At 70.6% G+C, this 22,810-nt stretch carries 18 protein-coding genes and 1 pseudogene; 11 read left to right on the forward strand and 8 right to left on the reverse strand.

The window, feature by feature from the left end; all coding sequences use genetic code 11:
- Window positions 1–6 precede the first annotated feature (6 nt).
- Genes ABZ848_RS10645 through ABZ848_RS10655 form a run of 3 tightly spaced genes read right to left on the reverse strand, consistent with a single transcriptional unit; the run spans window position 7 to window position 4,089 of the window.
- Entirely contained in the window at window positions 7–1,389 is a 1,383-nt protein-coding gene (locus tag ABZ848_RS10645; RefSeq protein WP_360828551.1) for a cytochrome P450, read from the reverse strand.
- On the reverse strand, window positions 1,386–2,489 hold the full coding sequence (locus ABZ848_RS10650) for an alpha-hydroxy acid oxidase (protein ID WP_360828554.1): 1,104 nt from the start codon (window positions 2,487–2,489) through the stop codon (window positions 1,386–1,388). Before ABZ848_RS10650 ends, ABZ848_RS10645 begins: the two co-directional genes overlap by 4 nt.
- Before the next feature lie 10 nt (window positions 2,490–2,499).
- Window positions 2,500–4,089, reverse strand: a complete 1,590-nt coding sequence (locus ABZ848_RS10655) for an NAD(P)-binding domain-containing protein (protein WP_360828557.1) — start codon at window positions 4,087–4,089, stop codon at window positions 2,500–2,502.
- Between the two features lie 219 nt (window positions 4,090–4,308).
- Here ABZ848_RS10655 and ABZ848_RS10660 point away from each other — a divergent pair, with 219 nt between their 5' ends.
- Both ABZ848_RS10660 and ABZ848_RS10665 read left to right on the forward strand, forming a co-directional pair.
- Entirely contained in the window at window positions 4,309–5,376 is a 1,068-nt protein-coding gene (locus tag ABZ848_RS10660) for a mechanosensitive ion channel family protein (RefSeq protein ID WP_360828560.1), read from the forward strand.
- Window positions 5,377–7,076: 1,700 nt separating this feature from the next.
- Window positions 7,077–8,885 (forward strand): P-loop NTPase fold protein, encoded by a 1,809-nt coding sequence (locus ABZ848_RS10665; RefSeq protein ID WP_360828563.1) that lies wholly within the window; start codon window positions 7,077–7,079, stop codon window positions 8,883–8,885.
- A 44-nt stretch (window positions 8,886–8,929) separates the two neighbouring features.
- On the opposite strand, the gene ABZ848_RS10670 is transcribed toward ABZ848_RS10665, so the two are convergent.
- Complete coding sequence (locus ABZ848_RS10670; RefSeq protein WP_360828566.1) at window positions 8,930–10,471, reverse strand: M1 family metallopeptidase; 1,542 nt, start codon at window positions 10,469–10,471, stop codon at window positions 8,930–8,932.
- A 222-nt stretch (window positions 10,472–10,693) separates the two neighbouring features.
- Here ABZ848_RS10670 and ABZ848_RS10675 point away from each other — a divergent pair, with 222 nt between their 5' ends.
- The 4 genes from ABZ848_RS10675 to ABZ848_RS10690 all read left to right on the forward strand — a co-directional run bounded on the left by ABZ848_RS10675 (window position 10,694) and on the right by ABZ848_RS10690 (window position 14,828).
- Window positions 10,694–12,913 (forward strand): NADP-dependent isocitrate dehydrogenase, encoded by a 2,220-nt coding sequence (locus ABZ848_RS10675; RefSeq protein WP_360828569.1) that lies wholly within the window; start codon window positions 10,694–10,696, stop codon window positions 12,911–12,913.
- A 179-nt stretch (window positions 12,914–13,092) separates the two neighbouring features.
- The gene (locus ABZ848_RS10680) at window positions 13,093–13,998 is read left to right on the forward strand and encodes a helix-turn-helix transcriptional regulator (RefSeq protein WP_360828572.1); all 906 of its coding nucleotides are present in this window, start codon (window positions 13,093–13,095) and stop codon (window positions 13,996–13,998) included.
- Window positions 13,995–14,225, forward strand: a complete 231-nt coding sequence (locus ABZ848_RS10685) for a DUF397 domain-containing protein (protein ID WP_360828576.1) — start codon at window positions 13,995–13,997, stop codon at window positions 14,223–14,225. Before ABZ848_RS10680 ends, ABZ848_RS10685 begins: the two co-directional genes overlap by 4 nt.
- Before the next feature lie 12 nt (window positions 14,226–14,237).
- Window positions 14,238–14,828 carry a hypothetical protein gene (locus tag ABZ848_RS10690; protein ID WP_360828579.1) on the forward strand — a complete coding sequence of 197 codons (591 nt, stop codon included), beginning with the start codon at window positions 14,238–14,240 and terminating at the stop codon, window positions 14,826–14,828.
- On the opposite strand, the gene ABZ848_RS10695 is transcribed toward ABZ848_RS10690, so the two are convergent.
- Window positions 14,771–15,874, reverse strand: coding sequence for a crosslink repair DNA glycosylase YcaQ family protein (locus ABZ848_RS10695; RefSeq protein ID WP_360828582.1), 1,104 nt, complete (start codon window positions 15,872–15,874; stop codon window positions 14,771–14,773). The genes ABZ848_RS10690 and ABZ848_RS10695 overlap by 58 nt on opposite strands.
- 59 nt (window positions 15,875–15,933) lie before the next feature.
- On the opposite strand from ABZ848_RS10695, the gene ABZ848_RS10700 reads away from it, so the two are divergent.
- The 4 genes from ABZ848_RS10700 to ABZ848_RS10715 are packed head-to-tail and all read left to right on the forward strand — an operon-like array spanning window position 15,934 to window position 18,895.
- Window positions 15,934–16,254: a DUF6191 domain-containing protein gene (locus tag ABZ848_RS10700; protein ID WP_360828585.1), complete on the forward strand. Its 321-nt coding sequence runs from the start codon at window positions 15,934–15,936 to the stop codon at window positions 16,252–16,254.
- A gap of 23 nt (window positions 16,255–16,277) precedes the next feature.
- The gene (locus ABZ848_RS10705) at window positions 16,278–16,826 is read left to right on the forward strand and encodes a YciI family protein (protein WP_360828588.1); all 549 of its coding nucleotides are present in this window, start codon (window positions 16,278–16,280) and stop codon (window positions 16,824–16,826) included.
- Complete coding sequence (locus tag ABZ848_RS10710) at window positions 16,823–17,611, forward strand: N-formylglutamate amidohydrolase (protein ID WP_360828591.1); 789 nt, start codon at window positions 16,823–16,825, stop codon at window positions 17,609–17,611. Before ABZ848_RS10705 ends, ABZ848_RS10710 begins: the two co-directional genes overlap by 4 nt.
- Window positions 17,612–17,668: 57 nt before the next feature.
- Window positions 17,669–18,895, forward strand: coding sequence for a cytochrome P450 (locus tag ABZ848_RS10715; protein WP_360828594.1), 1,227 nt, complete (start codon window positions 17,669–17,671; stop codon window positions 18,893–18,895).
- Window positions 18,896–18,916: 21 nt separating this feature from the next.
- Here the strand turns inward: ABZ848_RS10715 and ABZ848_RS10720 are convergent, their stop codons facing one another.
- Genes ABZ848_RS10720 through ABZ848_RS10730 form a run of 3 tightly spaced genes read right to left on the reverse strand, consistent with a single transcriptional unit; the run spans window position 18,917 to window position 21,497 of the window.
- Window positions 18,917–19,417, reverse strand: a complete 501-nt coding sequence (locus ABZ848_RS10720; RefSeq protein WP_360828597.1) for a hypothetical protein — start codon at window positions 19,415–19,417, stop codon at window positions 18,917–18,919.
- Between the two features lie 5 nt (window positions 19,418–19,422).
- Complete coding sequence (locus ABZ848_RS10725; protein ID WP_360828600.1) at window positions 19,423–20,022, reverse strand: sigma-70 family RNA polymerase sigma factor; 600 nt, start codon at window positions 20,020–20,022, stop codon at window positions 19,423–19,425.
- A gap of 35 nt (window positions 20,023–20,057) precedes the next feature.
- Window positions 20,058–21,497 (reverse strand): S8/S53 family peptidase, encoded by a 1,440-nt coding sequence (locus ABZ848_RS10730; protein ID WP_360828603.1) that lies wholly within the window; start codon window positions 21,495–21,497, stop codon window positions 20,058–20,060.
- 148 nt (window positions 21,498–21,645) lie between these two features.
- Here ABZ848_RS10730 and ABZ848_RS10735 point away from each other — a divergent pair.
- A pseudogene (locus ABZ848_RS10735) lies at window positions 21,646–22,810 on the forward strand (CHAT domain-containing protein); the annotation flags it as partial.

The raw sequence follows: 22,810 nt of genomic DNA on the forward strand, positions 1-22,810 counted from the left end.
TCCTTCTCAGCGGCTGCCGACGACGGACGGGGACGGGCCGCCGGACGACTCGGCGAAGTAACGTCGGCACAGGCCCTGGCGGCGGGCGTCCCACACCATGTAGGTGCCGAGGACGAGTTGGGTGAGGCTGCGCGGCACGTTCGCCCAGTGGTCGGCGAGGCGCATCGCCGCGAGCCGCAGCCGGGGCGTGCGCTGGTCCGTGTGCGGGACCAGCAGGCAGGGGCCGCGGTTGGGCAGCGAACGGGTGTGCTCGGCGGCCGACTCCAGACGGAACCGCCGTAACACCTCCTCGGCCGCGACCCGCATGGTGAGCACGGCGAAACCGCGGGCCGGGCAGGGGCGGTTGGCGGTGACGCCGAACGGGATGGACGCGGTGGGCCGGGTGTCCTTCGACAACCAGCGGTCGGGGTCGAAGCGGTCGGCCTCGGTGGTGCCCGAGCGCTGGTACTCGGGGTAGTTGAAGAGAAGCACCGAGCCCGGGGGGATGGCGGGCCGGCCCGCGCGCGGGATCTCCGCCGTGGTGATGCGGTGGGCCACGCCGAACAGGGGGAAGTGCTGGAGGGTCTCGTCGACGACGTGGTCGAGGTAGTCGCGGTCGCCGGACCTCAGCCGCTCCTGTACGTCCTGGTGGGTGGCGAGGGCGAGCAGCAGGTGGGCCATGGCCTCCGACATCTGCACGACGGCCGTGTTGAAGAAGGTCCCCTGGAGGTAGTACGCCCGCTCCCGCTCGCTCAGCAGCACGGGCAGCGGCACCGGCGGCGGGTCGTGGGCGAGGCGCTCGCGGAGGTACGCGGTGAGACGGGTCCGGCGGTCCATGTGGCGCAGGCGCGTGCACTTGAGGGCGGAGACCACGTCGTCGGCGTTGCCCACGATCAGGTCGCGCACGGGGCGTGGACACGGCTCGCGGAAGACGACCTCGTAGTAGACCTCGGCCCACACCGGCATCATCAGGTCGCGCAGCCGCACGCGGTGGACGCGCTCGTCGCCGTCCAGTTCGTCCAGGACGCGCCCGGTGCAGCGGCCGACCAGTTCGGTCCACTCGGCGCGGGACGGCCCGGCGAGGATCTGCCGGGTGGTGCGGGCCACCTCGTCGTAGCGGGGGCCGGGCTCCAGATGCTCCTGGTGGACCTCGGGGCCGGGCGAGAGCCAGTACCAGAACAGGTCGGAGAGGGCGGCGCCCCGGCTGCGGCCATTGGCGGCCGGATGGCCGTACACCTGCTTGAACTCCTCGGCGGGGACTTCGAGTCCGGGTGCGGCGATGCCCTCCTCGCCGTTGACGCGGGCGAAGATGCGCACGCGCAGCGCGACCACCGACTTCGGCAGCCAGTACGGCAGGCTCGCCACCAGCGCGAGAGCGGCCGCGGAGAGCAGCCATCCCGTCGCGCTCATGAGACCGCTCCGCCGAACAGCGGACCGGACCAGGCCGGGCGGACCAGGCCCGGGGTGAGTTCGTCGAGCCCGGCCACTCCGCACAGGGCGAGCGCGTCCTCGATCTCCTCGCGCAGCAGCTCCAGCAGCTTGCGCACGCCCTTCTCGCCGTCGGCGGCCAGCGCCCACATCACCGGGCGGCCGATGCCGACCGCCCGCGCGCCGAGCGCGAGTGCCTTGACCGCGTCGGTGCCGCGGCGCACGCCGCCATCCAGCAGCACGGGGATCCGGCCCTCCACCGCCGCGACGATCTCGGGCAGCACCTCCAACGTGGCCGGGACGGTGTCGAGTTGACGGCCGCCGTGATTCGACAGCAGCAGCCCGGAGACGCCGTGCCGGACCGCGAGCCGGGCGTCCTCGGGGTGCAGGACGCCCTTGAGGAGGATCGGCAGGTCGGTGACCGAGCGCAGCCAGGTGATGTGCTCCCAGGAGAACTCCGGGGACATCGCGATCTGGCGGACGTGCCCGAACTCGCCGTCGCGCAGGTCGACGAGGTTCTCGCAGCGCAGACCTGCGGGGAGGTCGTGGAAGCCGTTGCGCCGGTTGCGTTCGCTCGCGCCGAGGACCGGGGAGTCGACGGTGACGACGAGCGCGGTGCAGCCGGCGTCGGTGGCGCGGCGGACCAGGGCCTCGGTGATCTCCGGGTCGGGCTGGAGGTAGAGCTGGAACCACAGCGGTACGGTCTCGCCGGGTCCGGCGGCGGCGCGGGCCGCGGCGGCGACCTCGCCGACGGCCACGGTCGACGCCATGCTCGCGATCATGACGGCCCCGGCGGCGGCCGCGGCCCGCGCGGTGGCCAACTCCCCTTCGGGATCGACGAGTTTGTGGAAGGCGGTCGGCGAGAGCAGGACCGGCAGCCGGGTACGGCCGCCGAAGAGGGTGACGTCCAGATCCGACACCGCACGGCCGCGCAGCACGCGGGGTAGCAGACGCAGCCGGCCGAACGCCTCCTCGTTGGCCCGTACGGTGATCTCGTCGCGAGCGCCGCCGGCGATGAAGTCGGCGTGCACGGGGTCGAGTTTCTCCCGTGCCGCCGCCTCGAAGTCCTTCACACAGAACATCACGGCCGCCTCACCGCCCCGCGCCGGTGGATTCCGACGCCGGCTCCCGGTTCAGCTCACGGGCGAAGAAGGCGGCGAGCGGGGCGTGGTGGACGTCCGGGTGATCCCACTCGTTCTCCAGGTTCTCGGCCAGGTGGTGGGTGGCGAGAAGCCCGCCGTCGCGGAAGTGGCGTATCACCGGGTGGAGATACGACGCGTCGAAGGCGTCGTCGACGGAGTTCTGCGCGGTGCGGCGCACGGTGATGTCGAAGGGGTCGACCTTGTCGTGGTCGGGGCCGTACTCCAGGGTGACGGTGAAGTAGTCGCGGTCGCGGGTGAGTTGGGACCCGTGCGTGTAGTCGACGGGGACTTCCTCGTGGTAGCGGGCCGTCCCGTCCGGCTCCGTGACGATCAGGTCGCCGAGCACGCCGAACTGCTGCCACAGAGCCGAGCTCCGGTTGACGCGCTCCACCACGGCGTCCGCGAGCCGCGTCGGCTCGGCCGCGAGAGGGCTGTGGGGCCAGGGGCGGTCGTGGTGGCGTTCGTCGAGGATGCGGCTCAACGCCCGTACGGCGTAACGGAATCCGTGGATGAAGCCGCCGGTGGACTTCTTGAAGTCGCGCTGCTGCATCAGGGTGCCGGCGAAGTAGAGGCCGGGCACGTTGACGGACTCATAGGCCGGAGTGAGCGCGGCGAAGCGGTCGTTGATGACGAGTTCGGGCCGGCAGTCCTCGTCGAACGGCGAGGCGTCGAAGCGGAAGCCCGTGCACACGATCACCCGGTCGTAGACCAGTTCCTTCACCACCTCGTCGGCCCGGGAGAAGCTGAAGCGCACGCGATAGCGGTCGCCGTCCTTCTCGATGGACTGGACGTGGCCGTCCAGCAGGGCGTTCTGGGACTTGAGCTGGTAGGTGTCGAGGAAGTTGTTGTTGACCGCGCGCAGATGGCCGACGAAGTGCGTGTTCCAGGCGAGTCTGATGCCGTGCGGCCCCGCCACGTGGATCACGGCGGCCGTCTCGACAAGGTTGTCAGCGGTCTCCAGAGCGGAGTTGCCCTTCCCGAGGATCAGGACCCGCCGGTCGGTGAACTCCTCGGGGTCGACGGACACGTCCGCGTACTGCTCCGCCGTCTCGATGCCGGGAACGTCGGGGATGTAGGGGCGGGTGACGCCGGTCGCCATGACCAGCCGCCGGGCACGGTGCTCGGTGCCGTGCTGGTCGGTGACCGCGAACCCGTTCCCGTCCCGTGTGATGCGGACCGCCCGGGTGTCGTAGGCGATGTCGAGCTTGAACGCCTCGGCGAAGTCGGCGAGATACCGCACGAGGTCGTCGGCGGCCGGGAAGTAGCGCTTGGTGTAACGGGTGAAGAGCAGGTCGGGGTCGTCGGACAGCAGCGAGTTCCAGTCCATACGGAGGTTGAGCTCGGGGTCCGAAGTGCCGTTGTGGACCTTGTTGATGGAGATGAGTCTGCGGTGGCGCGGAAATGTCCGGAAGAAGGTGCCCGGGGTGCCGCCGCTCTCCAGGATGCGGTAGTCGTGTCCCGCCGTCCGGAGGAGCCGGCCGAGCTGGAGTCCGGCCGGACCGGCGCCTATGACGAGGTAGTCGAGCGATTCCTGGTGCACAGTGTCTGCCTTCCGTTGGGGGTGGGGGGTCCGGAAGCCGTTGTGCGATGGAGCCAGAGCAGCAGCCAAGTCCGCGAGGGGCCGCAGCGGAAGTCAACTGCCCTGTCTCGACAGGAAGTTGACAGCTCCGCTTGAACAGCTCTAAACGTGCGGAGTACGAACCTCTGTGCGGATGCGGCAGGATGAGCGGCTGCACATCCTGAGTTTTGGAGGTAACCGGTGAACCGAGCGCTCACCGTGGACGACCTGGTCCTCGCGGGAATCGCGCTGGCCGCGGGCCTGCTGGCGGCCTTCTTGCTGCGCATGCTGATGCGCTGGCTGGGCAAGCACGCCGACCGCACCCGCTGGAGCGGTGACGATGTCATCGTGGACGCGCTGCGGACGGTGGTGCCGTGGGCGGCGATCGTCGGCGGCGCGGCTGCCGCGGGCGGGGTGCTGCCGCTGACGAGAACGGTCCAGAACCATGTCAACCAGATCCTGACCGTCGTCCTGATCTTCGTGGTGACGCTGACCGCGGCCCGGGTCGTGGCCGGTCTGGTGCGGGCGGTCACCACCTCGCGCTCCGGGGTCGCCGGCTCGGCCACGATCTTCGTGAACATCACCCGGGTGCTGGTCCTGGCGATCGGCTTCCTGGTGGTGCTGCAGACGCTGGGCATCTCCATAGCGCCCCTGCTCACCGCCCTGGGCGTCGGCGGTCTTGCGGTCGCCCTCGCGCTCCAGGACACGCTCGCGAACCTCTTCGCGGGCATCCACATCCTGGCCTCGAAGACCGTGCAGCCCGGCGACTACATCCGCCTCAGCAGCGGCGAGGAGGGTTACGTCGAGGACATCAACTGGCGCCAGACGACGGTCCGGGCGCTCTCCAACAACCTGGTCGTCATCCCCAACGGGCAGCTCGCCAAGACGAACATGACCAACTTCATGCGTCCCGAGCAGCAGTTGACGATCCTGGTGCAGGTCGGGGTCGCCTACGACAGCGACCTCGAACAGGTCGAGCGGGTGACCATGGAGGTCATCGCCGAGGTGATGACGGAGGTCACCGGCGCGGTCCCGGACCACGAACCGGCGATCCGCTTCCACACCTTCGGCGACTCCCGCATCGGCTTCACGGTCATCCTGGGCGTCGGCGAGTTCAGCGACCAGTTCCGCATCAAGCACGAGTTCATCAAGGCCCTGCACAAGCGCTACCGAGAGGAGGGCATCCGGATTCCGGCTCCGGCGCGGACGGTGGCGCTGCAGCAGGGGGCGGTGGTCATACCTCAGCAGCGTGAATCGACGCCGGGGTGAGCTGAGTTCATCCCTCCGCGGCCGCCGGTTTGGTATCTGGTAGGGGGTGGGGTCGGCCGGTGGCTGGGAGGGGTGGGGGCGTGGGGGTGGACGCGGCTCGGATCGTGACCGTGACGGTCGATGATCAGGTGGTGGGGGCAGGATTCTGGATCGGAGAAAGGCTGATCCTCACGAGCGTGAGGATGGTTCAGGGCGCTGTATCACGAACACCGACCTTCCATGTGCACTTCACTGCCGGGAGCCCCGACGGACCCGGGCAACCGTGCACTGTCGGGTGGCACGGCGAGAGGGACCACGACTTCGCCCTACTGGTGATGGACGACTTCGAGTCGCTCCGAGGCAGCCTGGCTCCAGCCCCGATCAAATGGGGGACTCTCTCCGGCCGCCGTCCGGAGTCGTGCGTTGTCGTGACCAGGGTCGCGGACAAGGACTCGGAGCACGTGGTGGGTTTGACGGGAACCATCAGTCCTGTGTCCGGGTCTTTCACGCCGGCCTGGGTCCTTTCCGAGGACGCCTCGTCATTCCACAGCAGCTCCGGCCCCCTTGTCCGCGGTGCACCTGTATACGTCGGGGATCACTTGGTGGGCATCGTCTCGGATCTCACTGAACCTCCTGACCGGCTGGCAGTCGTACGGATAAGCCAAATTCGCCATTCTGAAGACCTGCCTCAGCTCCTTGAGCACATCCTCGGCGGGCCCCTCGTCACGGAGCCTGTGGAACTGGCGGAATGGGTTGACTCACCGCTACCGCACCGAAACGCCGCTTCTCCTCTCGACCTCCTCAAACCTGAGCTCGCAGCCGTTCCATTCTATGGCCGGGAGAAGGAGTTCGACCGTCTGACGAAGTGGTGCACCCACTCGACGGATGACGTCGAAGTCAACGTGTGCACAGCCCCACCCGGCTTCGGAAAGCGCCGTTTGGCCAGAGAGTTCGCGACCACGATGTCCGAACAGGGCTGGGCCGTGGGCATCTTGCAGGAAGACCCAACCGAAGGTCTGCTCGATGCGCTGACGGAACTTGTGGAACCCACCTTGCTCGTCCTCGACTGGCCGTACACCTCGCTGAATCCAGTCCTGACCGTAATCGAGCGAGCCCTGCTTCGGAGATCTAACGAACCCTTCAGAATCCTGGTTCTGGTGGATGGAACAGACATGCCCGGAGCTCCGGAGTTGCCGAGCCTGGAGTCCGCTCCATCAGGAGTACGGAGCGTTTGGGACAGCGCCGTACACACCGAGCTAGGGCCTCTGGTCACCGGAGAAGGCCGCCCGGAGGCTTTCCTCCGAGCCGTGACGGCCTTCACACCGACATTGCATCAATTTCCGGAGCTCGCCCATGAGTCCTGGAACGAGATCGCCAACCGCGTCAAGATCCCAGACCTCGATCGCCCCGGCTTCGACGCGATCGGCAGAATTCAGACGGCCGCATTGCGCGCCCTGTTCGCTTCCTCCCGGGCACCACGCATGGTGATTGACGCCGTCGAGCGGTTCGAAGAGCGATACCTGCCCTACTCGTCCAACCTGTCTCTCACGAACGAGTCAGCTGCACAACCCACTCCCCCGGCATCCCTCGGTGAAGCCGCCCTCCAAACAAGAGGCTTCGGCGACCGAAAGGCGGACGTGGACCTCCTGGGCCGTACGCCGATCGTCAAAGCCGTCGCGGACCTCCTTCTCTCCGCCCCGGACGGGTCCCCAGAAGCAATCGTGGGCCACACCGACATGACCGGCCCGGCCGTGGTCGCACTGGAAGGTCCCTGGGGTTCGGGCAAGACGACCACGATGGGGCTGATCGAGCAGGAGCTGGAGCGGCGGCTGGCTCCCGGTCCGGGGCAGCAGCAAGCCGACGAGACCGATCGGCAGCCCGCCCCGACGTACCTCTCGGCGGCCGAGGCCCATCGCATCCTCACCGGACGCGACGGAAAGCAGCCGTCGCAATCCCCGTCCGCCACCCCCCGTCGGCGTCCCGTCATCGCCCGCTTCGACCCCTGGTCCCACCAGTCCGACGAGCAGGTGTGGGCCGGCCTCACCGCGGCCGTCCTCGAGTCGACGCAGCCCTGCCTGGGACCGGACGTGAAGTCCCGCGAGCGCTACTGGCTCCTGCGCAACCGGCTCCGGCTGGACACCCGGCAGCTGCGCATGACCTTCTGGCGCAACATTCGCTCGCCGCTGTTCAAGGTCGCCGTCTTCGCCCTCCTCGTACCGGTGATCGCGCAACTCGCCAAGGACGACAAGAGATACGACCTCTGGGGCTGGAAGGCGACTGCGCCGTCGCTCGCGCTCCTGCTGCCAGCTGCGCTGGTGTCGATCGGACTTGTGCACTCCGCCGTCCGTTTCTGCTTCGGACGCGCCCGTTCCTACCTCCCCGCCGAGATCCTGGACGGACCGGTGCTCAGCGGTGCCCTCGCCCCCGGTGCCGGCCCCGCGGTCGACCCGGCGATGCGCGATCCGCTCTACCACGCACGGTCGGGCTACCTCTATCTCGTCCAGCACGACATCCGGGAGCTGCTCGCCAGCCTTCGCGAGAGCGGCGACGAGCTGATCGTGTTCGTGGACGACCTCGACCGGTGCTCCCCCAAGGCCACCGCCGAGGTGTTCGAGGCGATCAATCTGTTCCTGTCCGGCGCGCTGAACAACGACAAGGGACAGTGCCGCTTCGTGATCGGCCTCGACCCGGCGGTCGTCGCCCGTCACCTCGACCAGGCGTACCAGGAGAAGGAATCCGGGCTCAGGGCCCAGCGCCCGCCCAACGGCGACCCGTCCTGGGGCTGGACCTTCCTGCGCAAGCTGATCCAACTCCCGGTGCCGCTGCCGCCCATCGACGACACCGGGATCAGCTCGGCCCTGACCGGGCTCCTGGGCCCGGTAACGGCATCCGCACACCTCCCGACCACGGGATCGTCGACCGCTCCGGACCCGGCGGAGACACAGCAGACCGCCGAAGCCGCACAGACTCCCGAGGCGGAGGCCGAGGAGGAAGCCCAGGCCCGGACGACCGGCCCGTCTCCCGCGCCCGTCACGGGAAGCGGCGCGGCCCCCGCGCCCACGAGCGTCGAGAGCTGGCCGGAACCCGAGTCGGCAGCCCAGGCACAAGCCCGCAACCTGGAGACCCACCCGACCGTCCGAGCTCTCCTCGAACAGCGCCTCGGCGAACAGACGGACCTGTCGATCCGCGAGGCGAAACGGCTGCTCACGATCTGGCAGTTCTACTTGCGCGTGGTCGGGCACAAGGAGCGCGGACCCCACCGGCTCTCCGTGGAGCAGGCGCTGCATCTGGTGGTCCTGGCGGAGATCGCCGCGCGCTGGCCCGCGCTCCAGGCCCATCTGCGCAGGGCGGTGGACGGTCGCCCCGGGCTGTACTGGCTCGCCCTCGGGGCCCAGGACGACCAGGCCTGGCAACAGGCGCTGCGCCGTACCGGCCTTGAGCAGGAGGACAACGCCGTGCGCGAAGCGCTCCGCGAGCTGCTGCGCGAGCACGACGGCGAGCGCGTCGCAGCGGTCGCGGAGCGCCTCTGATCACTCCTGTCCGAGAATGCCCTGCAGGGGCGGCCGGTCCGGCGCTACAGCGTCGCCGAGTTCTCGTGCCAGTGGCCACCCCTGCGGCTGTGGGGGGAGGCCAGGGACGACTGGACCGGGGTGACCGTCCAGTCCGGGTGGCCGGGCATGCGCGGGGTCTTCGTGCCGTAGAGCCAGTCGCGCAGGAAGCCGGACTGGTCCTGGCCCGAGACCTCCGAGGCGACGGCGATGTAGTCCTCCGTCGTCGCCGAGGAGCCCCGGTGGCGCTCCAGGAAGGCGCGCTCGACGGCGTGGAAGACGTCCTCGCCGACCAGCTCGCGGAAGGCGTACAGGACCAGTACGCCGCCCAGGTAGCGCTGGCTGTCGAAGAGGTTGACCGCGTCGGGCGCGGCCACCGGGCCGGAGTCGTGGCGCCACTGGTCGCCGCGCGCGTAGGTGTCCTTCATGCGGGCTTCCATCGTGGTCAGGCCGAGGGAGTCGGCCCAGCCGCGCTCGTAGCGGTACAGCAGCCCGTAGAAGTCGGCGTGTCCCTCGTTGAGCCACAGGTCGGCCCAGGTGGCGGGGCTGACCATGTTGCCGAACCAGGAGTGGACCAGCTCGTGCATCATGTGCGAGCCGATCTTCTTCTCCTCCTGGAGCAGGAAGTTCGGCTTGTACAGGGTGAGGGTCTGGGTCTCCAGGCCGGTGAAGTCGAAGGCGTTCGGGTCGTCGGAGTTGCAGGGCAGCAGTCCGTACGTCTCGAACGGGAACGCCCCGAGCCGCTGCTCCAGCCAGTCGACCAGGCCGGGGGTCAGCGCGAGGGCGGGCTCCAGGGCGGTGGCCCGTGCGGCGGGGACGACGTCGCGCAGGGGCAGACCGTGCGGGCCCTGGCGGTCCTTGACGACGTAGTCGCCGACCGTGATCTGCGCGAGCTCGGTGGCCATCGGTTCGCGGGAGCGGTACGAGTACGCCGTGCGGCCGTCGGCGAGGGTCTCGGCGCCGGTGAGCAGGCCGTTCGCGACGCCGCGCAGGCCGGCCGGGACGGTGACGCGGAAGGTGAAGTCCGCCTTGTCCGACGGGTGGTCGTTGCACGGGAAGACGGTGTGCGCGGAGTTCGGCTGCGGGCAGATCGCGAAGCCGTCAGGGGTGACGACCCAGGCGGTGTGCGCGAGGGCGCGGCCCGGGTCGGCGCCGTACTCGACGCAGATCGTCACGCGTGCCTTCGCGGGCAGCGGGCGGGCGGGGGTGATGCGCAGCTTCTCGTCCACCTGCTCGAAGGCGGCGGTGCGGCCGCCGACGCGGACGGTGCGTATGTCCAGGCCGAGGGCGTCCAGGGAGAGGCGGGTCAGGGCCTGGGTGGTGCGGATCCTCAGCGTGGCGGTGGCGTCGACGAGCTTGGTCGTCGCGTCGTAGGCGAGGTCGAGGTGGTAGGCGGCGACGCGGTAGCCGTCGTTGCCGAGGCTCGGGTAGACGGGGTCGCCGAGGGTCTCTGGGCCGGGAGCTGCGGCGTCCTTCGGCGCGGCGTGCGCCGTACCCCCCACCGTCAGTGCCGCGGCCGTACCGATCAGGGCGGCCGCTGGGGCCGTCACTCTGGTGCGATATCTCATGGTCAGCTTTCGCTCGGACGGCTGGGTGGTCAACTCCGGCCGTCGACGATCAGATGCACGATCTACATCCGAGACCACAAGATCCGGCGATTGGTTGCATGCCGGTGGCGGCTTCGCCCTCGACCAGGGCAAGCCATGTCACTCCCCACCCCTGTCGAGCCGGCCTCGGTCACGAGATATCTTGATGTCGAGCAATGTTGCAGACGTGGAGCGGAGCACCCGGTGACTGACTCGACCATCATCTATACGCACACTGACGAGGCCCCGGCCCTGGCGACGTATTCCTTCCTGCCGGTGGTCCAGGCGTACGCCTCGCAGGCGGGTGTCGCCGTGGCCACGCGGGACATCTCGCTGGCCGGGCGCATCATCGCGGTGTTCCCGGAGTACCTGGCGGAGGACCAGCGCATCCCGGACGCCCTGCACGAGCTGGGCGAGCTGGCGAAGACGCCCGAGGCCAACATCATCAAGCTGCCGAACATCTCGGCGTCGATCCCGCAGCTCAAGGCCGCGATCGCCGAGCTGCAGGGCCAGGGCTACGCGCTGCCGAACTACCCGGACGACCCGAAGACCGACGAGGAGAGGGAGATCCAGGCCCGCTACGACAAGGTCAAGGGCTCCGCCGTGAACCCGGTCCTGCGTGAGGGCAACTCCGACCGCCGCGCCCCCGCCTCGGTCAAGAACTACGCCAAGACCCACCCGCACCGCATGGGCGCCTGGTCCCCCGAGTCCAAGACGAACGTCGCGACCATGGGCGAGAACGACTTCCGCTCCACCGAGAAGTCCGTGGTGATCTCCGAGTCGGGCTCGGTGAAGATCGAGCTCGTCGCCGAGGACGGCTCCACCACCGTGCTGCGCGAGTCCGTACCGGTCCTCGCGGGCGAGGTCGTCGACGCGTCCGTGCTGCACGTGGCCGCGCTGCGCGAGTTCCTCACCGCGCAGATCGCCGAGGCCAAGGCCCAGGGCGTGCTCTTCTCGGTGCACCTGAAGGCCACGATGATGAAGGTCTCCGACCCGATCATCTTCGGCCACGTCGTGCGCGCCTTCTTCCCGAAGACCTTCGAGCAGTACGGCGCCACGCTCGCCGCCGCCGGCCTGTCCCCGAACAATGGTCTGGGCGGCATCCTCGGCGGCCTCGCCGCGCTGCCCGAGGGCGACGCGATCAAGGCGTCCTTCGAGGCCGAGCTCGCCGAGGGCCCGGCCCTCGCGATGGTCGACTCCGACAAGGGCATCACCAACCTGCACGTGCCGTCCGACGTCATCGTCGACGCCTCGATGCCGGCCATGATCCGCACCTCCGGCCACATGTGGGGCCCGGACGGCCAGGAGGCCGACACCCTCGCGGTGCTCCCGGACTCCTCGTACTCCGGGGTCTACCAGGCCGTCATCGACGACTGCCGCGCCAACGGCGCCTACGACCCGTCGACCATGGGCTCGGTCCCGAACGTCGGCCTGATGGCGCAGAAGGCCGAGGAGTACGGCTCCCACGACAAGACCTTCGAGGTCAAGGCGGCCGGCACGGTCCGTCTGGTCGACCAGGCCGGCAACGTCCTCATCGAGCAGCCGGTCGCCGCGGGCGACATCTTCCGCGCCTGCCAGACCAAGGACGCGCCGATCAAGGACTGGGTGAAGCTCGCCGTCACCCGCGCCCGCGCCACCGGCGACCCGGCCGTCTTCTGGCTGGACGAGACCCGCGCACACGACGCCAACCTGATCGCCAAGGTCAACGCGTACCTGCCGGAGCACGACACCGAGGGCCTGGACATCCGCATCCTCGCCCCCGTCGAGGCCACCAAGCTGTCGGTGGAGCGCATCCGCCGCGGCGAGGACACCATCTCGGTGACCGGCAACGTGCTGCGTGACTACCTGACCGACCTCTTCCCGATCCTGGAGCTGGGCACCAGCGCCAAGATGCTGTCGGTCGTCCCGCTGATGGCGGGCGGCGGCCTGTTCGAGACGGGCGCCGGCGGCTCCGCCCCGAAGCACGTCCAGCAGCTGGTCAAGGAGAACTACCTGCGCTGGGACTCGCTCGGTGAGTTCTTCGCGCTGGTGCCGTCCCTGGAGCAGTACGCAACGGCCACGGACAACCCGAAGGCCAAGGTCCTCGCCGACACCCTCGACCGCGCCACGGCGACCTTCCTCAACGAGGACAAGTCCCCGACCCGTCGCGTCGGCGGCATCGACAACCGCGGCAGCCACTTCTACCTGTCCCTGTACTGGGCGCAGGAGCTGGCCGCGCAGACCGAGGACGCCGACCTCGCGAAGGCCTTCGCGCCGCTCGCCGAGACGCTCGCCGCCAACGAGCAGAAGATCGTCGACGAGCTGCTCGCCGTCCAGGGCAAGCCGGCCGACATCGGCGGCTACTACCAGCCCGACCCGGCGAAGGCGGCCGCGGTGATGCGTCCGTCCGCCACGTGGAACGAGGCGCTGGCGTCCCTCAGCTGACCGCAGTGACCTGACGCCGGTGACCCGAGGGTCCCCAAGTCGCCGCCCCGGCAAGGCATTCCGCCTGCCGGGGCGGCGGCGTTTCCGGCAGAGGGACTTCCTCCACGCAATTGCGTGAGCCAAATGTCTCGAACCAAGTCAGCGCCGGTACAAGGCCGTTGAGTGGCGGGCACACTTGCATGGAGCAAGACATCGGCCTGTCGAGTGCGAGGGGTGAGGCGATGGCCACGGCCGGGGGCCCGACGGTACGACGGCGCCAGCTCGGATCCGAGCTGCGGCGCCTGCGGGAACACGCCGGCAAGCGGATCGAGGACGTGGCGAGCCACCTGGAGTGCTCCATGTCCAAGATCAGCCGGGTGGAGACGGGCCAGGCCCCGATCAAGGCACGGGACGTACGGGACCTGCTCCAGTGGTACGGCGTCACCGACCCGGTGCGCGTCGAGACGGTCATGCAGATCCACAAGGACGCCCAGCAGCAGGGCTGGTGGACCCACTACGCCGAGGTGCTGCCCTCGGGCATGGCCACCTACGCGGGCCTGGAGGCCGACGCCCGCGTTCTGCGCTCGTACGAGCCGACGTTCGTGCACGGCCTGCTCCAGACCGAGGAGTACGCCCGTGCCGTGATCGCGGCCGTACGGCCCAACGAGCCGCAGGAAGTGGACCAGTTGGTGCGCTTCCGCAAGGAGCGGCAGGCGCTGCTGACCCGCGATCCGGACCCGCTGGAGCTGTGGGTGGTGATGGAGGAGAGCGCGCTGCGCCGGCCGGTCGGCGGCCGGGAGGTGATGGTGGCCCAGCTGGAGCACCTCATCGAGGCGACGACCATGCCGAACGTGACGATCCAGGTCATGCCGACGGCCAAGGGCGCGCACGCCGCGCTGGCGGGCACCTTCTCCCTGCTGGAGTTCGAGCCCCGCACGCCCACCGTCGTCTACGTCAACTCCATCGCCGGCAACGTCTACCTGGAGAAGGAGCGCGACGTGCGCACCTTCATCCAGACCTTCGACCTGGTGCGGGCCGCCGCTCCGGACCCGCACGACACATCCGTGACCCTGGAGCGGATCGCAAGGGAGATGCACGCGTCATGACCACGCACCACGTCCGACGGCCGTCGCGGGCCGAGCTGATACGCGCCGACTGGCGCAGGAGCAGCCGCAGTTCGGGCAACGGAGCATGCGTCGAGGTCGCCGTCGTCGGTGATGTCGTCGCCGTCCGGGACTCCAAGCACCCCGGCGGCGGCGCCCTGGTGTTCTCGCCGCACGAATGGCGCAGGTTCCTCGACGCGGCGGGCGCGGGCCCCGTCCGCCGTCACTGAGCGGAGCAGCCCATGGACGCCCTCGCCTCCGGCCCCTTCTACGCGACGGACACCTTCTGGGCCGCGGCCGGGGTCTTCGTCGCCGTCCTCGGGGGCTGGGGCGCGATCTGGGCGGCGTTCAGGGTCTCCCATCCCAGGCGGCGCCTGACCTACGCCGTGACCCATGCCCGGCTGGTGCGGCGGCGTATCGACGGCAGCCTGGAGATCCGGCGCAACGGTACCCTGCTGGCCGATCCGCACCTGGTCACGGTGGTGCTCACCAACCGGGGGCGGCGCGATATCGCCAGCAGCGCCTTCGACCGGGGCGAGCCGTTCCGGGTGAGCCTCGGTGTGCCGTACGCCGAGATCCTCGCCGGCGAGTCCCTGCCGAGCGCGGCGCTGGCCCCGCCGGCCCGGATCCACGGCGCGGAGCTGAGGATCGGTCCCGGGCGGATCGGCAGCGGCACGACGATCACCTACCAGCTGCTGGTCGACAGGGAACCGTCGTACTCCTGTCAGCACTCGCTCCTCGACGTACGCGTGCAGTCCGCCCCCGCGCTGCCCCTTCAGTGGGGAAGGACGAGTTCCAGGTCGAGCCAGCGCGCCAGGTCCGCGATCTCCTGACCCACCTCGTGGCGCACGGCCGCCTCGAAGGGCACGTCCTCGTGGATCGCGTGCACCGTCAGCACCCCGGCCCTGCGGTCGGCGGTGGCGTCGAGCTTTCCGACGAGCCGGTCGCCGTACAGGATCGGGAGCGCGAAGTAGCCCCAGCGGCGCTTGGCGGCCGGCTTGTACATCTCCAGCTGGTACTCGTACTCGAACAGCTCGGTGGTGCGCTTGCGGTCGTGGACGAGGCGGTCTAAGGGGGACAGCAGGGCCGTACGGCCCTCGAAGGACCGCCCCAACTGGGCAGGATCCACGCGCCACTTGCCGCGCACGCCCTCGACTACGGCCTCCTCCCCCGCCTCGCGCACGTCCGCCGGTTCGACCTGGCACTCGGGTCCGCGGGCGCGGGCTATGCCGAGGGCGCGCAGGCGCCGTTCGTCGCGGACGCGCAGGGCCTCCTCGACCGGGACCGGCGGGGTGTCCGGGTAGACCCGCTCGGCGAGGTCCCAGAGGCGGTCACCGCCACTGCGGCCTGCGACGGCGACCTCGCCGCGCTGCACCATCAGCTCCAGGAGCTTGGTGACGTTGCGGTTGTCGGTCCAGCCGCTCGACCTCCACGGCTTGGCGCAGGTGTCCGGCAGGGCGCGGGAGGGCAGCGGGCCCTCGGCGCCGAGGCGGGCCAGGATGTCCTTGCGGCAGGCGTCGTTGGCCGCCACCCAGGTGCGGTGGTACTCCCGCCACGAGGACGGCGTCCCCCGCTCCGGCCACTCGGCCATCTCGGCGCGGTACAGGGCGAGATCCTCGGCGGGCCGGATCATCGCCTGCAGTTCGAGCAGCGACCGCTTCTCCAGTGCGGCCGTCAACTCGGCCGGTGCGTACGCCGATCCGAGCCTGCTCCAGGCCACCAGATCGGCGTTGGGAGCGATCGCCGCGGTCGGGTCGATCTGCAGCAGGGAAAGCCCACGGACGACCTCCAACAGCCCCTCCGGCCGCACGGCGTCCAGGAGCTGGGCCCGGACGGCGATACGGCGGGCGTCGGTGCGCGAGAGCTCGTGGACGGTCATGGTCCGAGAGTAGGACGCGGGTCTGACAACGGCCCGCGCTCGGCCCGCATACTGGCGGCATGGAATTCGCCGTCTTCATGACGCTGCCGGGCCTGGTCATCCTGCTCACCGTCATCGCCTTCGCCGATCAGCTGCTGCTGCGGGCCGGGCGGGCCGGGCTGCTGCCGTGGCGGATGGGCGGGCGGCAGGGGCAGGTGTCGGCGACCGGGTTCGAGCAGCTGCACGCGAGCTTCTCGCCGGGCAAGCAGAACGAGCTCAAGGAGCGGCAGTCGGCGCTGGTGCTGCGGGACGACGAGGAGGACGGGGCGCCGCCGCACCGGACGACCGTCGATCTGGACGGCGGCCTCGCGGTCGTACGGATATCCCGGGGCGATCGGTAGCCACCGGCTGGCAGGCTGTGGCCATGGAGTTCTTCTGTTACCACCGTGACCGGGTCGGGTCACTCGCCTTGCGGGAAGAGCTGGGGGAAGCGCACTGGTCGTACATGGACCGGTTCGAGGCCGAGCTGATCGCGCGTGGTCCGACGTTCGGCGTCGACGGTGAGACGCCGACCGGCAGTGTGCACATCGTCGATCTCCCGGATCCCGCCGCCGCCCGCGCGTTCGCCTTCGACGAGCCCAACTACCAGGCCGGTGTGTACCGGGACGTGCTGCTGCGCCGGTGGCGCAATCTGCTGGGGCGCACCATGTGGGAGTTCCCGGGCGGCCGGAGTGGCGGCAATCGGTACCTGGTGCTCGGGTTCGGTTCGGGAGAGGCCGCCGATCTCGACGTACCGGCGGACAAGGACGAGATCGTCGCCTACGGGCCGTTGCTGTCCGACGACGGCGCCCGTTGGCTCGGCACCGCGGCACTGGTCCGGGCCTCGGACGCCGACAAGGCGCGGGCCCTTCTGACCGCGGAACGGTACGCCGACATCGAGGTGCATGAGTGGGAGTTCGGCGGGCGGCGATGACTGCCGCCTACGAGCTGCTGCCCGGCGCCGACGGCTCCCCCGTGATCCTGCACGTGCCGCACTCGGCGCGGGAGATCCCGGCAGCCGTGCGGGCCGGGATCGTGCTTGACGACACCGCCCTGGCACGGGAGTTGGACCACATCACCGACGCGCACACGGCGGAGATCGCCGAGGTCGCCGCCGGGTCGGCGGGGCCGGCTCCCTGGCGGTTCGTGAACCGGCTGTCGCGGCTGGTCGTCGACCCGGAGCGCTTCCCCGACGAGCGGGAGGAGATGCTGTCCGTCGGGATGGGCGCGGTGTACACGCGGACGACCCACCGGGAGGTGCTGCGGCCCGGCGACGGCGACCCCGAGCCATTGATCGAGCGTTACTTCCGGCCGTACGCGCAAGCCATGGCGGAGGCGGTGGCGGGCCGGCTGGCGGCGACCGGGCGGGCCGTCGTCGTCGACGTCCACTCCTATCCGAGTGCCGCGCTGCCGTACGAGCTGCACGGCGAGGGGCCGCGCCCGCAGGTCTGTCTGGGCACGGACCCCTTCCACACGCCGCCCGAGCTGCTGGAGGCGGCACGGGAGGCCTTCGCCGCTTGCGGGGAGACGGGACTGGACAGTCCGTTCGGCGGGACGTACGTACCCCTGGAGTTCTACGGGAAGGACGCCCGCGTGTCCGCTCTCATGGTGGAGATCCGGCGGGACACGTACATGACCGAGCCGGGTGGGCCTCCCGGGCCGGGGCTCGGGCGGCTCGGGGCGGCGCTGGCCCGGCTGGTCGACGCCGTGTCGGGCTGACCTCCGGCTGGAGCACTCCCGCGCGACAGGCGGGCGGGGGCCGGTGAGGGTGGGGGCATGACCGAGGATCCCACCCTCCTGACCGCCCAGGTCCCGCCGCCCGTGCGGGACTGGCCCTCGCTCGACCTGGCCGGCACCGAGTTCGACCCGGTGCTCGCGGACCTGATGCGCGAAGGCCCGCTGACCCGCATCCGGCTGCCGCACGGCGAGGGCTGGGCCTGGCTGGCCACCCGCCACGCCGACGTGAAGGCGATCACCAACGACCCGCGGTTCGGCCGCGCCGAGGTCACCCGGCGCCAAGTGACCAGGATGGCCCCGCACTTCAAGCCGCGGCCCGGTTCGCTGGCCTTCGCCGACCAGCCCGACCACAACCGGCTGCGCAGGCCGGTCGCGGGCGCCTTCACGGTGGCGGCGATGAAACGGCTGCGGCCCCGCGCGCAGGAGCTGCTCGACGAGCTGGTGGCGGGGGTACTGCGGGACGGGCCGCCGGCCGACCTGATCGAGCGGGTGCTGGAGCCGTTCCCGATCGCCGTGGTCAGCGAGGTGATGGGGGTGCCCGCCGAGGACCGGGAGCGGGTGCACGCGTGGACCCGGCAGATCATCTCCACGAACGGTGGCGCCGAGGCCGCCGACCGGGCCAAGCAGGGCATGTACGGCTGGATCACGGACACGGTCCGGGCCCGCGCGCACAGCACGGACGAGGACGTGTACTCGCTGCTCGGTGCCGCCGTCGCGCGCGGTGAGATCGGCGAGGAGGAGGCCGTCGGGCTCGCCGGGCCGCTGCAGATCGGCGGCGAGGCCGTCACCCACAACTGCGGCCAGATGCTGTTCCTGATGCTCACGCGGCCGGAGCTGATGGCCGACATGCGCTCACGCGAGCCGTCGGCCCGGGGACCCGTGCTCGACGAGCTGCTGCGCTACATCCCGCACCGCACCTCGGTCGGCCTGGCCCGCATCGCCCTGGAGGACGTCGACCTGCACGGCCATCGCATCGCCGCGGGCGACCCGGTGTACGTCTCCTATCTCGCCGCCAACCGCGACCCGGACGTCTTCCCGGAACCGGACCGGATCGACACCGGCCGCGATCCCAACCCGCACCTGTCCTTCGGGAACGGCTCGCACTACTGCACGGGCGCCGTACTGGCCCGTATGCAGACCGAGTTGATGGTCGACACGCTGCTGGAGCGGATGCCCGGACTGCGGCTCGCGGTCCCCGCGGACCAGGTCGTGTGGCGGCGCCGGACGATGATCCGGGGGCCGCGGACCCTGCCCGTCACCTGGTGAGGATGCGGGCAGGGTCGCGGGTCAAACCGTCAGCCAGTCCGTGACGAGGACTCCCTCGCCGGTCCGCAGCCGCAGTGCGAAGGGACCGGCCGGGGGTTCGCCGTACGTGAAGCGCCCCATGTCGTCGGTGGTCAGCGGGGCGCCCGCCTGCGGGCCGCGCAGCACCTCGATACGGGCCGACTGCGGGGGCAGTACCTGCCCCATCAGGCCCTGTGCGGTCAGTTCCACGTCGACGGTGACGCCGCCCGCGTGGAACGTCAGCATCCGCGGTACGTCCACCGCTCCCCTCACCGGGATGGCGTCGACCACCGAGTCGAAGGTCAGCTCGGCGATACGGGCGTCCAGGTCGTGCAGCGCGAACGCCTCCACGGCGATCTGCCGCAGTTCGGCCGGCACCGGGTCCAGGATGCCGGCGGCCTGGCGGAGTTCCTCCTCCAGCAGGTCGAAACCGAGGTCGTCGGTGTCGTCCGGGTCCTCGATGCCGTCCGGATCCTCGCCGTTGATGTCACTGATGTCGTCCATGTCCCTCACGCCGCTCCCCGTGCTTCGAGTCGTGCCCGCAGGCGCCGCAGACAGCGCTGGCGCAGCGGTCCGATGCTGCCCACGGCGATACCGAGGGCCGAGGACACCTCCTGGTAACTGGGCGGCGGTGAAGCCATCAGGACGCGCAGCAGCAGTCTGCACCGCTCGCCCAGTTCCTCGAACTCCTGCCACAGGTGCCGGATGCGCTCGCGGTCGGCGGCTGCCTCCTCCAGGTCGAGGAACGACTGCTCGGGCGTACGGTCCTCGCTGATCCGGTCGAGGACCTGGGGATCGTCCGTGGGGGTGAGCCGCCTTAAGCTCTTGAGCACCTTCAGGCATTCGTGCCGCGCGGTGCTCGCGAGCCAGGACCCCGCCTTCTCCGGTTCGCGGATCCGCCCCAGATGCTGGGCGAAACGAAACCACACGGTCTGGTACACCTCGTGCGCGTCGGCGTCGGAGAGCCGGTGCGCGCGCACGACGGACCACACCAGCGGGCTCAGCCCTTCCACGAGCGCCTTCCAGGCCGCCGCGTCGCCATCGACGGCGGACTGGACCAACGCGCCGACATCTGCTCGGTCCACGGCCCCACCCCTCGTGTACGGCATGACATCGTACGCCGTGGAAGGGGCCGTTCCAGACCTCATGCCGGAGGAGCCAGCTGCGTGACCGGCGCCGGGCGCCAAGTCGGCGGGCGCAGCGCCGGTACGTGCGCCCCGCGCACCTCCGCGTACGCGCCGTTCGCGGCCAGGAGCTGGGTACGGGCGGCGCGCGCGTCGCCCATCTTGTTGGCGGTCATGTAGGCGGCGACCATGCCGGCGGCCACCGGGGTGGCGAACGAGGTGCCGCTCCAGTGCGCGTACCCCTCGAACATCACCTGGTCCGCCTTGACGGAGCTGGGCGTGCCGGCCGCACTGAGCACGCCGGTGTGGCGCGGGTACTGGCAGGTGCACGCGTAGGTGAAGCCGAAGCGGCACTCCTCGTAGGTGGTGTGCTGGTAGACGTACGGCACGGGCGCGTCGAAGCCGGTGAGGGCGCTGGTGAGGCGCTCGCCGGGGGCGTACACGTTCACCCATGCGCCGTGGTTGCTGAAGCAGGCGCCGTACTCGCCGTCGCCGCGCAGGGCGCCGACCGACAGCACGACGTCGGCGTAGTCGGACAGGCTGGCGTAGGCGGCGGGCCAGAACGGGGTGGCGCTGGAGTTGTTGCCGGCGGCGGCGACCAGGAGGGTGCCCTGGGCGCGGAGTTCTTCCATGAAGGCGTCGAGGCCGATCAGGCCTTCGGTGCTGCCGTTGGCGGTGCCGGCGGACAGGCTGATGACGTCCGGCCAGCCGTGCTCGTCTATGGCGTCGAACAGGCGCTGGCCGAGTTCGGACTCCAGGATGGCGCCTGCGTCGTTCAGGGTGTTGCGGACGGTGACGTTCGTGTTGGGTGCGACGGCGGCCAGGAGGCCGGCGATGAACGTGCCGTGGCCGACGTACTGGAGCAGGTTGCCGTCGGAGTCGGTCTCGGTGCCGTGCAGGTCGCCCTGGACGTGGGCGAGGAGCGGGACGGCGGAGTAGTCGTGGGTGAGGCCGTTGTCGATGACCAGGACGCTGACCGCGGTGTCCCCGTCGTAACCGGCGGAGGCGGCGGCCGGGTTGGTGCCTCCGGTGAGCGGGGCGGGGACGGGCTCGTCCCCGGGACAGGAGTTGACCGGCGCGATCGAGACCACGTGGTTACGGCTGATCAGCCGGCGCTGCTGTCGTCCCTCGTGCTCGCGCATGGCGCGCAGGGCGTGGGCGACCGCGCGGTCGGAGTGCCGGTCGCCGTGGCCGGGGTCGCCGACCTGGATGCGGGTGATGCCCGAGCGGTTGGTCTCCGGGCCGGCCCGGCGGACGTGGTCGGCGGTCAGGCCGGTCGCCTCGGTGAAGTGGGTGCGCACGCTGTCCTCGACGAGCCGCGCCTCCTCACCGTCCCGGGCCAGGACCACGCCCTTCTCGTAGATGAACTCCGCCGCGTCGTCGGGCCCCATCGCCAGGGGGACGTCGGGCATGGAGCGCTGGATCTGGTCGAACTGCTCGTGGAATCGCTGTGGTGCCATGGCGTGTCCTCCCACTGAGGCGACAGTCGTCAATCAGAGTCGCGGGCCCGTTGATTGATACAGCGACAAACCGGTGTGGGGCGTGACCAGGGCCACTACCATCCTTGGGGTGACAGCGGGAAGCGACTCGGTTCTCGAACTGCTGCCGATGGTGTTCGCGGCCCCGAACGAGGCTCTGGCGCGGGCCCAGGGCGTGCTGGTGTCCGATCCGTCGCCTTGGCATGCCTCCGTGGCGCACCAGGTGATCGGGATCTGGCAGCGGGACTGGGGCGACATCAGGCTGGCGCTGCACCATCTGCGCCGGGCCCGGGACCTGGCGGCGCGCGCCCAGGACGCCGACCGCGAGGGGGACGTCCTGGCCACGCTCGGTGTGGCGCTCGTCCACTCCGGCCGCACCCGGCAGGGCCTGGAGGCGCTGGAGCGGGGTGTCGTCGTCAGCGGCGGGCACACACGCGCACGCGTGCTGTACCGGCGGGCGTACGCCTCCTGGGTGCTGGGCCGGCACCGGGAGTCGCTGGAGGACGTACGGCGGGCGATTCCCGTGCTGCGGCAGGCCGACGACGTCATCTGGACGGCTCGGGCGCTGACCCTGCGGGCCACCGTGCATCTCGCGCTCGGCGCGGTGGACCGGGCGGACGCGGACTTCGCGGCCGCCGAGGCCATGTGGGACACCACCGGCCAGGAGCACGAGAAGGCGGACATCGTGGAGAGCCGGGGCCTGGCCGCCTTCCAGCAGGGGGACGTACCGGTCGCGCTGCGGCTCCTCGACGAGGCCGAGGAGCAGTACGCCAAGCTGGGCACGCCGTCCTTCATGCTCTACATCCGGCGCTGCGAGGTCCTGATGGCGGCCGGTCTCGCCTCGGAGGCGCTCACCGAGGCGGACGCGGCGATAGGCGTGCTCGACGGGATCGGCGGGCAGTCCACGCGCAAGGCGGAGCTGCTGCTGGTCGCGGCCCGGGCGGCCCGGCTGGCGAACGACCCGCACACCGCGATCGCGCGCGCGGCACTGGCGGTGCGGCTGTTCGCCGGGCAGCGGCGCCCCTGGTGGGAGACGCACGCACGGCTGGTGCTGATCGAGGCGCGGCTCGCCGCGGGGCGCGGTTCGGGGCGGCTGGTCGCGGACGCCGCCGCGGTGGCCGAGCGGCTCGCCTCCTTCGGCGCGCCGGCCGCGCCGGAGGCCTCGCTGCTGGCGGGCCGGATCGCGCTGGGCCTCGGCTTCGACGCGAGCGTCGTCAACGTCGACACCGTGGGCCCGCTGGTCCAGGGGCTCGGCGCGGTCTGCTGGGCCAGTCCCGAGGACCAGGCCAGGCACG

Origin of the sequence: Streptomyces sp. NPDC047081 (assembly GCF_040643775.1) — a bacterium.
Lineage (GTDB): Bacteria > Actinomycetota > Actinomycetes > Streptomycetales > Streptomycetaceae > Streptomyces.